Annotated in this window: 14 protein-coding genes; 4 read left to right on the top strand and 10 right to left on the bottom strand. The window is 66.5% G+C overall.

Features of this window, described 5'->3' with window-relative positions; translation table 11 throughout:
- Positions 1 to 5 precede the first annotated feature (5 nt).
- Together BES08_RS08245 and BES08_RS08240 are read left to right on the top strand one after the other, a co-directional pair.
- Positions 6 to 1,091, top strand: coding sequence for an NAD(P)/FAD-dependent oxidoreductase (locus BES08_RS08245; protein ID WP_069708065.1), 1,086 nt, complete (start codon positions 6 to 8; stop codon positions 1,089 to 1,091).
- Positions 1,092 to 1,174: 83 nt separating this feature from the next.
- Positions 1,175 to 1,357, top strand: coding sequence for a YegP family protein (locus BES08_RS08240; RefSeq protein ID WP_008830349.1), 183 nt, complete (start codon positions 1,175 to 1,177; stop codon positions 1,355 to 1,357).
- A 3-nt stretch (positions 1,358 to 1,360) separates the two neighbouring features.
- Here the strand turns inward: BES08_RS08240 and BES08_RS08235 are convergent, their stop codons facing one another.
- From BES08_RS08235 to ispH, 4 genes are all read right to left on the bottom strand, one after another.
- Positions 1,361 to 2,464: an FUSC family protein gene (locus tag BES08_RS08235; protein ID WP_197524438.1), complete on the bottom strand. Its 1,104-nt coding sequence runs from the start codon at positions 2,462 to 2,464 to the stop codon at positions 1,361 to 1,363.
- A 140-nt stretch (positions 2,465 to 2,604) separates the two neighbouring features.
- Positions 2,605 to 3,039 carry a ribonuclease HI gene (rnhA, locus tag BES08_RS08230; RefSeq protein WP_069708064.1) on the bottom strand — a complete coding sequence of 145 codons (435 nt, stop codon included), beginning with the start codon at positions 3,037 to 3,039 and terminating at the stop codon, positions 2,605 to 2,607.
- Positions 3,036 to 4,022 (bottom strand): homoserine kinase, encoded by a 987-nt coding sequence (gene thrB / locus BES08_RS08225; RefSeq protein WP_069708063.1) that lies wholly within the window; start codon positions 4,020 to 4,022, stop codon positions 3,036 to 3,038. The genes rnhA and thrB overlap by 4 nt, the downstream gene beginning before the upstream one ends.
- Positions 4,023 to 4,025: 3 nt before the next feature.
- Complete coding sequence (ispH, locus tag BES08_RS08220; protein ID WP_069708062.1) at positions 4,026 to 5,000, bottom strand: 4-hydroxy-3-methylbut-2-enyl diphosphate reductase; 975 nt, start codon at positions 4,998 to 5,000, stop codon at positions 4,026 to 4,028.
- A gap of 68 nt (positions 5,001 to 5,068) precedes the next feature.
- On the opposite strand from ispH, the gene BES08_RS08215 reads away from it, so the two are divergent.
- Positions 5,069 to 5,728: a hypothetical protein gene (locus BES08_RS08215; protein WP_008830354.1), complete on the top strand. Its 660-nt coding sequence runs from the start codon at positions 5,069 to 5,071 to the stop codon at positions 5,726 to 5,728.
- 171 nt (positions 5,729 to 5,899) lie between these two features.
- Here the strand turns inward: BES08_RS08215 and BES08_RS08210 are convergent, their stop codons facing one another.
- The 6 genes from BES08_RS08210 to BES08_RS08185 form a co-directional block, all read right to left on the bottom strand.
- On the bottom strand, positions 5,900 to 6,664 hold the full coding sequence (locus BES08_RS08210; protein WP_069708061.1) for a lysophospholipid acyltransferase family protein: 765 nt from the start codon (positions 6,662 to 6,664) through the stop codon (positions 5,900 to 5,902).
- An 8-nt stretch (positions 6,665 to 6,672) separates the two neighbouring features.
- A complete protein-coding gene (locus BES08_RS08205; RefSeq protein ID WP_008830356.1) occupies positions 6,673 to 7,116 on the bottom strand; it encodes a Fur family transcriptional regulator in 444 nt (147 codons plus the stop codon).
- Positions 7,117 to 7,307: 191 nt separating this feature from the next.
- Positions 7,308 to 7,754 (bottom strand): Ros/MucR family transcriptional regulator, encoded by a 447-nt coding sequence (locus tag BES08_RS08200; RefSeq protein ID WP_008830357.1) that lies wholly within the window; start codon positions 7,752 to 7,754, stop codon positions 7,308 to 7,310.
- A 167-nt stretch (positions 7,755 to 7,921) separates the two neighbouring features.
- Positions 7,922 to 8,380: a GNAT family N-acetyltransferase gene (locus BES08_RS08195; RefSeq protein WP_069708060.1), complete on the bottom strand. Its 459-nt coding sequence runs from the start codon at positions 8,378 to 8,380 to the stop codon at positions 7,922 to 7,924.
- The gene (gene tsaB, locus BES08_RS08190; RefSeq protein WP_008830359.1) at positions 8,377 to 9,006 is read right to left on the bottom strand and encodes a tRNA (adenosine(37)-N6)-threonylcarbamoyltransferase complex dimerization subunit type 1 TsaB; all 630 of its coding nucleotides are present in this window, start codon (positions 9,004 to 9,006) and stop codon (positions 8,377 to 8,379) included. The genes BES08_RS08195 and tsaB overlap by 4 nt, the downstream gene beginning before the upstream one ends.
- A 34-nt stretch (positions 9,007 to 9,040) precedes the next feature.
- Entirely contained in the window at positions 9,041 to 9,616 is a 576-nt protein-coding gene (locus BES08_RS08185) for a NifU family protein (RefSeq protein ID WP_036523735.1), read from the bottom strand.
- A 129-nt stretch (positions 9,617 to 9,745) separates the two neighbouring features.
- Here BES08_RS08185 and BES08_RS08180 point away from each other — a divergent pair, with 129 nt between their 5' ends.
- The gene (locus BES08_RS08180) at positions 9,746 to 12,697 is read left to right on the top strand and encodes a M16 family metallopeptidase (RefSeq protein ID WP_069708059.1); all 2,952 of its coding nucleotides are present in this window, start codon (positions 9,746 to 9,748) and stop codon (positions 12,695 to 12,697) included.
- Positions 12,698 to 12,930: the final 233 nt, after the last annotated feature.

Raw genomic sequence — 12,930 nt, 5'->3', positions numbered from 1 at the left:
CCGCGATGGAAGCAGCGTTCGATATCGTCGTCGTCGGGGCCGGCATGGCCGGGGCATCTCTGGCCGCGGCCATCGGCACGCGCGCAAGGGTGCTCATGCTGGAAGCCGAGGAGCGGCCGGGCTATCACGCCACTGGCCGTTCCGCCGCCTTCTGGACCGAGAGTTACGGCGGTCCCGGGGTCCAGCCGCTGACTACCGCGTCCGGGCCGACCTTGCGCGAACTCGGCGTCCTGACCCCGCGCGGCGCGCTGACGCTCGGCCGGGCCGGGCAGGAGCGTGACGTCGAACTCTTCGCCGAACGCTACCGCACGGCAGGGGTGGAAATGCACCTGCCGAGCCGTGCGGAGATCGTCGCCCGCGTGCCCGGCCTGTGCCCCGAATGGACTTGCGGTGCACTGGAGCCGAGCACGTGCGACATCGACGTGGCCTCTCTTCATCAGCACTACCTTGCTGCGGCACGCCGCGCAGGTGTCGAGTTATGGTGCCGCGCCGGACTGACGGCGGCGCAGCGCAACGCCGATGGCTGGGCGCTGACGCTCGCGGACGGGCGGCAGGTGCAGGCGGGCGTGCTGGTGAACGCGGCCGGAGCCTGGGCGGACGGCGTGGCAAGGCTGGCGGGCATCTCCCCGCTCGGCATCGCGCCCTATCGCCGCACGATCGCGCAAGTCGCCGTCGCCGCCGATGTGCCTGACGACCTGCCGCTGGTCCTCGACGTGGCGGAGACGTTCTACTTCAAGCCCGAGAGTGGCCGCCTCTGGCTCAGCCCGCATGACGAGACGCCGAGTGCGCCGTGCGACGCCGCGCCCGAGGAGATCGACGTGGCTCTCGCGGTCGACCGCTTCGAACACGTCGTCGACTGGGCAGTCGAGCGGGTGGAGCATCGCTGGGCGGGCCTGCGCTCCTTCGCGCCGGATCGCCTGCCGGTCTACGGCTTCGCGCCGGACGAGCCTGCGTTCTTCTGGTTCGCCGGGCAGGGCGGGTTTGGCATCCAGACTGCGCCCGCCGCCGCCGATCTGGGCGCGCGGCTACTGATGGGAGAGGCGCCGGGCGAGGTCGATCCGGCTCCGTTCGCGCCGGGTCGCTTCGGCTGAGTTCGACCTTCGCGGCGCTTGCGTCCATGCGCGCAAATTGCTCATCTGCGGCTGGGAAATGACACCCGCATGGAGAGTCGCAAATGGCCCATCGTTTCGAAATCCGGAAGAACAAGGCCGGAGAGTTCGTCGCCTACTTCTGCTACAATTCCGAGACCATGTTCTGGACCGAAGGCTATTCCAGCAAGGCCAGCGCGAAAAGCGCGATCGAATCGCTCAAGAAGAACGGGCCCGGCGCCGAAGTGGTTGATACGACCACCGACTGAGCATCATTCCGCGTTCGGGGCGTCCGGGGAGCCTTGCGGCACCTTGCGCCCCGGCGCGACGAAGTGCCAGGCGAGCAGCACCGGTTCCAGTACTGCCATGCCGACGAACACGCTCAGCAGGCGCTGCGCAGCGGGGCCGGCAGCGGCATGCTCGTAGCTGTCGGGCACCAGCACGACCAGCACCGCCAGCGTGAACTGCAGGCCAAGGTAAGTGACCTTGGGCAGACCGTTCTCGATATGACGGCCGATGACGATGCCGAGGCCGGTGCCGGCGATGAGCACCGGTGCGCTTCCTTGCGCCAGAAGCAGCACGACCAGCGCCAGCCCGCCACCTGCGATACACCCGAGCGCGCGCTGGAACAGCCGCCGGGATACGGGGACGAAGCCGCTGGCGCCGATCCCGGCGACCGGCACGATCATCACTGCCATGATCGTCACTGCTGCCTGCGGTAGCTCGGGCAGGTCGAACAGCGCGTGGAGCAGGGGCAGCATCGCGATCGCAAGCCCCGCCTGCGAGGCATGGCGCGCCGCGTGAGGGTGCCAGCGCATCCGTTCCGGCGGGGCCTTGCGATCCATCCACCAGCGCTTGCCCGTCAATGCGCCCGCAGCGAGGCTTACCAGCGTGCAGGCGACGGTGCCCGCGACGACTTCCAGCAGGCGCGTCTGGGCGAAGTGGATAGTGTCGAGGTCCGGCCGCTCGATCTTGTCGAACAGGATCATCTCGAAGGTCAGGCCGAACAGCAGCCAGGCGTAAGCGCGCCGCGCCGTCAACATCCCGTAGAGACCGATCGCGCCGACCAGTTCGGCTGCGATCATCGCCAAAGGCAGCGAGCGCGCGGCATAAGGCACCACCAGCAGTGCAAGGCCCGAGCCTATCGCCGTGCCGACGATCCGCATCACCCCGCGCACAAGCGTCTCCGCCACGTCGCTCTTGAGCAGGACGAAGGCGCTGAAAGCCGCCCATGACACCATCTCCGCGCCGATGGCACGGGCGATGACGATCGCCAGCAATACGGAGGCGACGCAGGCCCACTCGTCCGCCATACGCGGGCCGGGGGTGACGAGCGCGCGGATTTCGGTCTTCAGGATCGGGGGAAGAGAGAGCATCGCGGTGACCTTAGAAAACCCACCCCGCTGCGACTAGGCGATAAATCGCCAAATCTCGCGACCCTCCCGCAAGCGGGAGGGCAAGTTCATGTCTCCCCTCCCGCAAGCGGAATGGGCCGGGGATGGGCCTTCGCTTTGCGTTAAGCCGCCGCCTTCGCCGCGTCGCTCGCCAGCTTGTCCACGCGCTCGTTCTCGGCATGGCCGCTGTGGCCGCGCACCCATTGCCATTCGACCTTGTGGCGACCGGCGGCCTCGATCAGATCGTGCCACAAGTCGGCATTGCGGACCGGCTGCTTGCTGGCGTTGACCCAGCCCTTCTTCTTCCAGCCGTGGACCCACTTGGTGATGCCGTCGATGACGTACTTGCTGTCGGTGAAGAGGGTGACGTCGCAAGGCTCGATCAGGGCGCTCAGGCCCTTGATCGCGGCCGTCATCTCCATGCGGTTGTTGGTGGTGTCGGGCTCGCCGCCCGACATCTCCTTCTCGTGCGGACCCATGCGCAGCAGCACGCCCCAGCCGCCAGGGCCGGGATTGCCCTTGCAGGCGCCGTCGGTGAAGATCTCGACCTGCTTCATGCGAATACTCCCGCATTTTCCGGGTTCGCGTAGAAATCCAGACGCCGGGCGAAGGCCATCGGGTCCTTGGGCGTCACGAGCGCATCGGCAGGCGTATTGAGCCAGTCGTAGGCTCGTGTCGCCAGGAAACGCATCGCCGCGCCGCGCGCGAGCAAGGGCAGCGCCGCGCACTCGACCTCGCTGAGCGGGCGCACCGCGGCATAGCCCTCGAGCAGAGCGCGGGAGAGCGCCGGGTCGAACCGGGCACCGTCGGAACTGAAGCACCATGCCGCGTGTGTCACCGCGACATCGTAAGCGAACAGGTCGGTGCAGGCGAAGTAGAAGTCGATGAGTCCTGTAACCTTGTCGCCGAGCATCAGGACGTTGTCGGGAAACAGGTCGGCATGGATCACGCCGCGCGGCAGATCGGCGGGCCATTCGGCGGCCAGCAGCGCCAGTTCGCGCTCGACGATTCGGCCAAGTTCAGGGTGGATCGATTCGAGCGCCTCGCGCCCGCAATCCTTGAGCAGTTGCTGCCAGGCCGGGAGCGCCAGCGAGTTCTCGCGCGATGCGGGGAAGTCAGCCGCCGCCAGATGGATCTGCGCGAGCGCTCCGCCGACCGCACGGGCTTGCTCGGGCGTCGGCTCGGAGACCGAGACGCCGGGCAGGAACTCGATCAGCGCGAGCGCCTTGTCGCCCTCGGGCGTGCGGTGCAGGCGGTGGCTGGCGCCCTCGCAGTCGTGCATGGTGCGGGCGACGGGCGCGCCGTGCGCGGCGAGGTGATCGAGCAGGTCGAGGAAGAACGGCAGGTCCGCGATCTCGGTGCGGCTCTCGAACATCGTCAGGATGAAGCGGCGCGCGGTTCCGGCCTGCTCGGTCTCGATCAGCCAGTTGCTGTTCGAGACGCCTTCGGCGATGCCCTTGGCGGACGTCAGCGTGCCAACTTCGAATGCCGCGATGATCCCGGCCATCTCTTCGGCGCCAAGCCTTGTGTAGACTGCCATGGTTCAGCGGGCCAGCTGGCGGGGGAGCTTGAAGGTCATGTGCTCGCGTTCGGTCACGATTTCCTCTGCCGCGACGGTGCGCAGCTCCTTGATGCGGGCGATCACTTCGTTGACCAGTTCCTCGGGAGCGGAAGCCCCTGCGGTGAGGCCGACGGTGGCGATGCCTTCCAGCCATACCGGATCGATCTCGGCCGCGCGCTGGATCATGTGCGCAGGCGTGCCGCAACGCTCGGCGACTTCGACGAGGCGCAGCGAGTTGCTGCTCTTGGGCGAGCCGATCACGATCACCAGTTCGCACTGCGGCGCGATCTGCTTGACCGCCGCCTGCCGGTTGGAGGTGGCGTAGCAGATGTCCTCGGCCTTGGGCGCGACGACCTGCGGGAAGCGCGCCTCGATGGCCTTGATGATGGCGTGGGTGTCGTCCACCGACAGCGTCGTCTGCGAGAGGTAGGAAAGCTCGGTGCCGGGCGCGAATTCCAGCGCGGCGACGTCCTCGACCGTTTCCACCAGCGTCATGTTGCCCTCGGGGACCTGCCCGAAAGTGCCGATGACCTCGGGGTGCCCGGCGTGGCCGATGAACAGGATGTGGCGCCCGGCCTCGATCTGGCGCTCGGCCTGGCGGTGGACCTTGCTGACCAGCGGGCAGGTGGCGTCGAGCCATTCCAGCCCGCGCGCACTGGCGGCTGCGGGGACCGCCTTGGGCACGCCGTGGGCGCTGAAGATCACCGGCACGCCGTCCGGGACTTCGTCCAGTTCCTCGACGAAGACGGCGCCCTTGGCCTTCAGGCTGTCCACCACGAACTTGTTATGGACGATCTCGTGGCGCACGTAGACGGGCGCGCCGTAAAGCTCGATCGCACGCTCGACGATCTCGATGGCGCGGTCTACCCCGGCGCAGAAGCCGCGCGGGGCGGCGATCAGGAGGCGGATCGGGCTGTCGGCGGCACTCGCCGTCGTGGACTGAAAGGGCGCGTTCATGTTCGTCCCCCTAGCGCTTTGCCGCGCGCCTCGCTAGGGCAAGCGCACGCCATTCGAGGAAGTTCACGATGAATGCACGCCGCCTGACCGCTACTGTCCTGTGCTCCGCCGCCGCGATGACCGCGCTGAGCGGGTGCAAGACCAAGGGCGAGATCGTGGTCGATCAGGGCGTCGGCATCACCGCCGTGCGCTCGAAGTGCCCGGCGGTCGGCATTCCCGACTACACCGGCGACATCACCACCTTCCGTGGACCGGCAAAGACTGCCGACGCGATCGACGTCACTGCCTCGATGACCCAGGTGCGTGCGCAGTGCGACGAAGCCGTGGGCGAGAAGGTGACTTCGACGGTGACGTTCCAGGTGCTCGGCCGCCGCAGCGACACGGCCGGGGCGCGTCAGGTGACGCTGCCGTTCTTCGTGAGCGTGCTGCAGGGCGGCACTTCCGTGATCTCCAAGCGCGTGGGCAACGTGACGCTCAGCTTCGCGGATGGGCAGGCCCGTGCGCAGGCGAACGTGAGCACCAACGCCTTCATCGATCGCGCCGCCGCGACGCTGCCCGACGAGATTCGCGACCGCATCACCCGCAAGCGCAAGGCCGGCGACACCGACGCTGCCGTCGATCCGCTGTCCGAGCCCGAGGTCAAGGCTGCGGTCGCCCGCGCTTCGTTCGAGGTGCTGGTCGGCTTCCAGCTCGACGAAGGCCAGCTGGCTTACAACGCCACGCGTTGAGGGTGTGGCTGGGGCGTGTGAGCCTCGCCTTCTTCCGCGTGATGCTTCCGATTGAAAGTTTGCCGTCATCCCCGCGAAGGCGGGGACCCAACTGACGCCCGTTCGACAGGCACCATCAGGAGATGGGTTCCCGCTTTCGCGGGAATGACGACGATATAATCGAAGCTGGGGTCAGAACCCCGTTCGCGCCGCTTCGATAGCTGTTCGAGCGGCCGCCGCCATGCGCTTGCGGTCGGCGCGATCCTCGGGCGAGAGCGGCGGCAGGAAGTGAAGCGTCAGGTCCACCGGCCGCCAGCGCGCCAGAATGGCGAGAGCATTATCGAGCCCCGGTTCCTCGCCCACCCAGGCCACCGTGCGGGTTTCCGCACCGTAGTCGAGCCACACCGGCTGCACCGGAATATCCGAATCGCCCTCGATCGCGGAAAGCAGCGAGGACTTGAATGCCAGCGTGCCGGTTCCGTCCGAAGTCGTGCCTTCGGGGAAGATCGTCAGTGCGCCGGTATCGCTCAGCGCGGCGCGAACCTGCTCGATTTGAGCGGAGACGCTGCGGCGTTCGTGCCGGGCGACGAAGACGGTGTCGTTCATTTCGCACAGCCAGCGCAGCGGGCCGATCTGCGCGAGGCCGTCATGCGCGACGAAGGCGCTGCCGGTGCGCCCGGCGATGGCGAGGATATCCAGCCAGCTGACGTGATTGGCGAGGAAGAAGGTGCGCCGGGCCGGACGGGCGCCGCGAACCTGCACGCGAAGGCCCGCGATGGCGCCAACACCGCGCAGGAACCGGCGCGGGACCGGGTTGCGCGCGGTGAACGGTGCGAAAATGTAATAAAGCGCCACGCTCGCCACCAGCAATGCCAGCATGGCGGCAAGGCGCAGCGCGATCAGCGGCCAGCCCCAGGCCGCGATACGGCGGTCGGCGAGGGGCATGGTCGTGGTCATGGTATCGCTTAGCGGCGCGGAGTGGTCTCGCCGTCCTCGCGGTCGAGGCGGACGCCGTAGAGTTCCATGCGATGATCGACGAGGCGGTAGCCCAGGCGCTCGGCGATCTGGCGCTGCAGGGCTTCCAGTTCGGGATCGACGAATTCGATGACCTGGCCGCTCTCGACGTCGATCATGTGATCGTGGTGCGCCTCGGGCGCGGCTTCATAGCGGGCGCGGCCGTCGCCGAAGTCGTGGCGATCGAGAATGCCTGCCTCTTCGAACAGGCGCACGGTGCGGTAGACCGTGGCGATCGAGATGCCGGGGTCGATCGCGGTCGCACGTTCGTGCAGCTTTTCGACGTCGGGGTGGTCGGTGCTTTCCGATAGGACCTTGGCGATCACGCGACGCTGTTCGGTGATGCGCAGGCCACGCTCGGCGCAGAGGGCTTCGATGTCGATGGGTTGGTTCACGGTGGACCTGTAAGTAAAGAAGAAGGCGCACCGCCTAGATAAGGCGATGCGCCTGCAATCACAACCGAGTTGGACGGTCGGTTACCGGACCCTGGCAATCGATCGCACCCTTTGTCCCCGGAAAATCGAATTTCCGTAACGTGAGTGCGGGTGCGTCGGAGGTCAGGCCTCGGGCGACCGCCCAAGAAGGATCAGGCTGCGGCGGTCTTGGGCTTGCGACCGCGGCGCGCGTTCGACTTGCGGCCCAGGCCGATCTTCTTCGCCAGTTCGCGGCGCTTCTCGGCATAGTTGGGGGCGACCATCGGGTAATCGGCGGGCAGGTTCCAGCGCGCGCGGTAGTCTTCCGGGGTCATGTTGTAGTGCGTCATGAGGTGGCGCTTGAGCATCTTGAGCTTCTTGCCGTCTTCAAGGCACACGATGTAATCGGGCTTGACCGAGGCGCGGATCGAAACGGCAGGCTCGGGCTTCTCTTCCTCGACCACGGGGGCGCCGCCGAGGCCGGCGAGGGCACCGTAGACGTTGGTGATGAGAGTGGGAAGATCTTCGACCGAGACGCTGTTGTTGCTGACGTGCGCGGCGACGATGTCCGACGCGAGCGTGATCAGCGTCTCGTTCAGGTCGGTCTGGATGGTTTCCATTTCTACTACGTCCTTTGGTGCGACCAAGTTATTCAGGCGGCAAACCTTTGCAGGTCTGCCTGTGCGACGCAATGAACGATTTTCACGACGAGTGCAAGTTCGATTCAAAGTTGCACGTGACTTGCATTAATCGATTCATGAATGAAAAGGGCCACTTCGACCCTATTTCAACCGATGTCGCAGGCAAATGTAACAGCGTCGAGCCGCTGACCGCTTGGAGTGCGATAGTATTCGCGTCTTTCGCCAATCGGGTAAAAGCCGAAATTTCTGTAAAGTGTTTCGGCGGGATTACCTCTTCTCATTTCGAGAAGCAGCCGATGCGCGCCGCGACTGATAGCGCCGATGCGAAGGTTTTGGAGAAGTGCGCGCCCAAGTCCTTGTCCGCGACTTTCGGGGGTTACCGCAAGGAGCAGAAGTTCTTCTTCTTCAAATCCGGTGCGCGACAAGAAAAAACCCGCGGCCGATTCGGTCTCGTCCGGTATGTGACCTTGCGCACACAAGACTTCGTAATGGCAGTTCCCGAACTTCAGCGCGTCCTCGACTTGGCGGCGATTCCACGCTTCGCCGTAGACCGGGTCGAACGATGCGGTCATGATCGCCATGATCCGGTCGATATCGTCGATCATGCCGCCCCCGCAGGCAACTTGGCATCGGGGCCGCGTCCGTAGAGCGGATGAGTTTCCGTCAGCAGCGCCGTCTCGGGCAGGAGCAGAAAAGCGCGCGCGTCGGGAAGCAGGGGCAATGCCCGCCCGGAGCCTCGCGCCGCGATCAATGCCTGCGCCTGGCTGCCGACGACGAGTTCTTCGGTCACCGAAGTGGCGGCGGCATCGGGGCGCAGCGAGGCGAGGGCGTGTGTGCCGGTGCCGTCGGCGGCGAAGCTCTCGACGAACCATTCGCCGTGCCCGCCCGAGGTGGCGACGGCAAGCGGCCGGTTCCCTTCGCTGCCGCGGGCCATGGCTGCGATGAGGGCCAGTGTGGGATAGCCGACCGTGTGCGCTCCCCAAGCCAGCGCCAGCGCGCGAGCGGCGGCGAGGCCGACGCGTACGCCGGTGAAGCTGCCGGGGCCGAGCGCGACGGCGATGCGGTTCGCGCGGCCCTTGCCGGGCAAGGCGGCGATCATCGGCACCAACGCTTCGGCATGGCCGCGCCCAAGCAGGCGATATTCACCCGCGACGAGGGTATCGCCCGAGAAGAGCGCGACCGAACAGGCGTCGGTCGCGCTGTCGATCACCAGGGTGGAGGCGGCCGTCACGCGAATATCCCGCGCCGCGTCGTCATCGCGCCGTTCAGGCCGCGCGGACTTCGCTGACTTCGGGGACGTAATGCTTGAGCAGGCTTTCGATGCCATGCTTGAGCGTCGCCGATGAGGACGGACAGCCCGAGCAGGCGCCCTGCATCGAGAGGTAGACGACGCCTTCGCGGAAACCGCGGTAAATGATGTCGCCGCCATCGTTGGCGACGGCCGGGCGCACGCGGCTTTCGATCAGGTCCTTGATCTGGGCGACGATGTCGGCGTCGGCCGGGTCGTCGCCATAATCCTCGTCCTCGGCCGGCACCGAGAAACCGCTGGCGTCGCCGCCGGTGAACAGAGGGGCTTCCGAAACGAAATGGTCGAGCAGGATCGCGACCACCTGCGGGCGCAGCGAGGGCCACTCGACGCCGGGCGCCGCCGTAACCGCGATGAAGCTGCCGCCGAAGAACACGCTGACCACGTCACCGAGGTCGAACAGCGCCTGTGCCAGCGGCGAGGTTTCCGCATCCTCGGGCGAAAGGAATTCGCGCGTGCCCGAAGTCATGACCTGCCGGCCGGGCAGGAACTTGAGCGTCGAGGGATTGGGCGTTGCTTCGGTTTCTATGAACATGGTGATTGCGATTTAGGTGAAGTGTCGGGAGGGTCAAGGGTACAAGGGCCATGAAAGCGGCGAAACGAGCGCCGAAATGACGGCGCTATTCACTGGCCCTTAAGGAGAGGCCTCCCTATACCTTGCGTAATGACGACCTCCCCGCGCGCCGCTCGCTCGCTCGCCTGCCTGCTTCTCCTTGCCCAGGCTCCGATTCCGCTCCTGTTGGTGCCGGAGGCGCAGGCGCAAACCGCGCAGCCTCAGTCGGTGCCCGATACTGCGCCGATCGTGGCCCCCTCGGTCGGCCAGGCCGATCCGTGGCTCTATCGCGGCAGCGACATTCCGCATGATCCGGAATGGCACTTCGGCGAACTGCCCAATGGCATCAAGTATGCGGTGCGCAAGAACGGGGTGCCGCCGGGCCAGGTCTCGATCCGCATCCGCGTCGATGCCGGTTCGCTCTACGAGACCGATGGCGAGCGCGGCTATGCGCATTTGCTGGAGCACATGCTGTTCCGCCAGTCGAAGTACATCCCCGAGGGCACCGCGATCGCCGCGTTCCAGCGCCTCGGGGCGACTTTCGGCAGCGATACCAATGCGGTGACTTCCACTACGCAGACCGTGTTCAAGCTCGACCTGCCCAATGCCACGCCGACTTCGCTGGACGAGACGTTCAAGCTGATGAGCGGCATGGTCACCGCGCCGACGCTCTCGGCCTCGAACCTCAAGCAGGACCTGCCGATCGTGCTGTCCGAAATGCGCGAGCGGGGCGGTGCCTCCAAGCGTGTGTCCGACGCGATGCAGAAGGTGCTCTATGCCGGGCAGCCGCTGGCCAACCGGGAGCCGATCGGCACGCTCGAATCGCTGACTTCGGCGACGCCGCAAAGTGTGCGGGCGTTCTATTCGCGCTGGTATCGCCCGGACAACGTGGCGGTGATCGTCGCCGGTGACGTCGATCCTGCGATGCTGGAAAGCTACGTCAAGAAGTGGTTCACCGACTGGAAGGTGCCCGGTCCCAAGGCTGTGGCCCCCAGCTTTGGCGATCCCGAGGCACCTGCGGGCGCCGATCCGAAGAATCCGGTGGGCGAGACTCGCGTGCTGGTCGAACCCGACCTGCCGCCCTCGCTGATGTACGCGGTGCTGCGCCCGTGGCGGCAGGTTATCGACAACATTCCCTACAACCAGGGCCTGATGACCGATGCGCTGGCTCAGGCGATCATCAATCGCCGCCTTGAATCCAAGGCGCGGGCAGGGGGCAGCTTCCTGTCGGCCTCGGTCAATCAGGACGATGTCGCGCGCTCAGCCGACGCGACGTTCGTGTCGGTGACGCCGCTGGGTGATGACTGGCAGGCCAGCCTTCGCGACGTGCGCGCGGTGATCGCCGATGCACTCACCCGTGCGCCGACGCAGGCGGAGATCGACCGCGAGGCGGCCGAGATGGAAGTCGCTTTCCAGGTCCCGGTCGAGCAGCAGCGCATCCTGCCCGGCAGCAAGATCGCCGACGACCTCGTCAACGCGCTCGACATCCGCGAGACGGTGGCCGCGCCGCAGGACGTGCTGGACATCTTCCGCAAGTCGAAGCCGTTGTTCACCCCGCAGGCAGTACTGGAGCACACCCGCAAGCTGTTCACCGGCAACGTCACCCGCGCCCTGTTCACCGTGCAGAAGGACGGCGCCGCCACCGACAAGGCGCTGCAGCTTGCGCTCTCCGAGCCGGTCAAGGCGGACGCCAGCGTGCGCGCGGCGCTCAAGCCGATCTCGTTCGAAAAGCTGCCCGCGATCGGTGCGGCCAAGAAGGCCGTCAGCGACGTACCGACCGGCCTCCTCGAAATCGAGGAACTGACTTTTGCCAACGGCGTGAAGGCGATGCTGTGGCCGGTGGTCGAGGAGCCGGGCCGCGTCATGGTCAAGGCGCGCTTCGGCGGCGGCTACCGCTCGATCGACCCGAAGGACGCAGCTTACATCACGCTGGGTAACTATGCGCTGGTCGGCTCGGGCCTTGCCACTTTGGGGCAGGACGATCTCGATCGCATCTCCACCGGCCGCAAGATGGGCTTCGACTTCGAGGTGCAGGACGCCTCGTTCCAGCTCTCCGCAGAGACGCGCCCGTCCGACCTTGCCGATCAGCTCTACCTGTTCGCGGCCAAGCTGGACCTGCCCAAGTGGGACGTCGCGCCCTTCACCCGCGCCAAGGCCGCGGCGGCGATCCAGTACGCCACGTTCAACACCTCGCCGCAGGGCGTGCTGAACCGCGACCTGCAGTTCTACCAGCGCGGTCAGGACAAGCGCTTCGCCACCCCCACGCCCGACCAGATCGAGGCGACGACGGCGGACGGCTTCAAGCGCGTCTGGAGCAAGGCGCTCAAGGAAGGCCCCGTCGAAGTCCAGATCTTCGGCGACTTCGACAAGGCCGCCGCCATCGCCGCGCTGGAGAAGACCTTCGGCGCGCTCAAGTCGCGCCAGCCCGCGCCGGTCAGCGCGGTGCAGGCGAAGATCGACGTGCCGCAGCCGTCGGACAAGCCGATCGAGTTGATCCACCACGGCGACCCGGATCAGGCGGCGGCGGTGGTTTCCTGGCCGACCGGCGGCGGTGTCATGGGCATCCGCGAATCGCGCCAGCTGGAAATCCTCACGCAGCTGTTCACCAACCGCCTGATGAACGCGGTGCGTGAGAAGCTGGGCGTGTCCTATGCGCCTTACGTCTACTCGCAGTGGCCGGTGGACCTCGCCGCAGGCGGCTCGATCACGGCGGTGGCGCAGGTCGATCCCAAGTCGGTGCCGGTGTTCTTCCAGACCGCCGACGAGATCGCGCAGGACCTCATCGCCAACCCTCCCACGGCGGACGAACTGGCGCTCGTCACCGAGCCGCTGCGCCAGCAGGTGACCCGCGCGGCGTCGAGCACCTCGTTCTTCATGAGCCAGCTCGAAGGCGCGACGACCGATCCCACCCGCATCGGCACCGTGCGTTCGGTGCTGAGCGACTATACGGTGACCACCCCGCAGGCGATGCAGGCGCTGGCGGCGCGGTATCTCGGCCGTGACCATTCGTGGCGGCTTGAGGTCATGCCCGAGGGCAAGGAAGGCGGCGTGGCGGGGAAGTAACTCTTCCCTCGTCATTGCGTGCGCAGCGAAGCAATTCAGGGCGGTCTAGGATGCCCTGGATTGCTTCGTCAGCTTCGTTTCCTCGCAATGACGAAGTTGGGGGGGAGGGGGCGGGTAGTCCATCACGCAACCGATCACCATGATCGCCAAACCCGGCTTTGCAAAAATTGCCGACAAGCGCTAAAGGCCGCGCCTTGCTTGCGCTGCCCGGGAGGACCTGCAGCGCTTGGAAA

The sequence above is a fragment of the Novosphingobium resinovorum genome (assembly GCF_001742225.1).
In the GTDB taxonomy this organism is placed as follows: domain Bacteria; phylum Pseudomonadota; class Alphaproteobacteria; order Sphingomonadales; family Sphingomonadaceae; genus Novosphingobium; species Novosphingobium resinovorum_A.
This window is presented reverse-complemented; position numbering and strand designations above follow the sequence as displayed.

Coding starts and splice junctions, on each gene's coding strand:
- BES08_RS08245 (WP_069708065.1), top strand. CDS start 6: ATGGAAGCAGCGTTCGATATCGTCGTCGTCGGGGCCGGCATGGCCGGG.
- BES08_RS08240 (WP_008830349.1), top strand. CDS start 1,175: ATGGCCCATCGTTTCGAAATCCGGAAGAACAAGGCCGGAGAGTTCGTC.
- BES08_RS08235 (WP_197524438.1), bottom strand. CDS start 2,464: ATGCTCTCTCTTCCCCCGATCCTGAAGACCGAAATCCGCGCGCTCGTC.
- rnhA (WP_069708064.1), bottom strand. CDS start 3,039: ATGAAGCAGGTCGAGATCTTCACCGACGGCGCCTGCAAGGGCAATCCC.
- thrB (WP_069708063.1), bottom strand. CDS start 4,022: ATGGCAGTCTACACAAGGCTTGGCGCCGAAGAGATGGCCGGGATCATC.
- ispH (WP_069708062.1), bottom strand. CDS start 5,000: ATGAACGCGCCCTTTCAGTCCACGACGGCGAGTGCCGCCGACAGCCCG.
- BES08_RS08215 (WP_008830354.1), top strand. CDS start 5,069: ATGAATGCACGCCGCCTGACCGCTACTGTCCTGTGCTCCGCCGCCGCG.
- BES08_RS08210 (WP_069708061.1), bottom strand. CDS start 6,664: ATGACCACGACCATGCCCCTCGCCGACCGCCGTATCGCGGCCTGGGGC.
- BES08_RS08200 (WP_008830357.1), bottom strand. CDS start 7,754: ATGGAAACCATCCAGACCGACCTGAACGAGACGCTGATCACGCTCGCG.
- BES08_RS08195 (WP_069708060.1), bottom strand. CDS start 8,380: ATGATCGACGATATCGACCGGATCATGGCGATCATGACCGCATCGTTC.
- BES08_RS08185 (WP_036523735.1), bottom strand. CDS start 9,616: ATGTTCATAGAAACCGAAGCAACGCCCAATCCCTCGACGCTCAAGTTC.
- BES08_RS08180 (WP_069708059.1), top strand. CDS start 9,746: ATGACGACCTCCCCGCGCGCCGCTCGCTCGCTCGCCTGCCTGCTTCTC.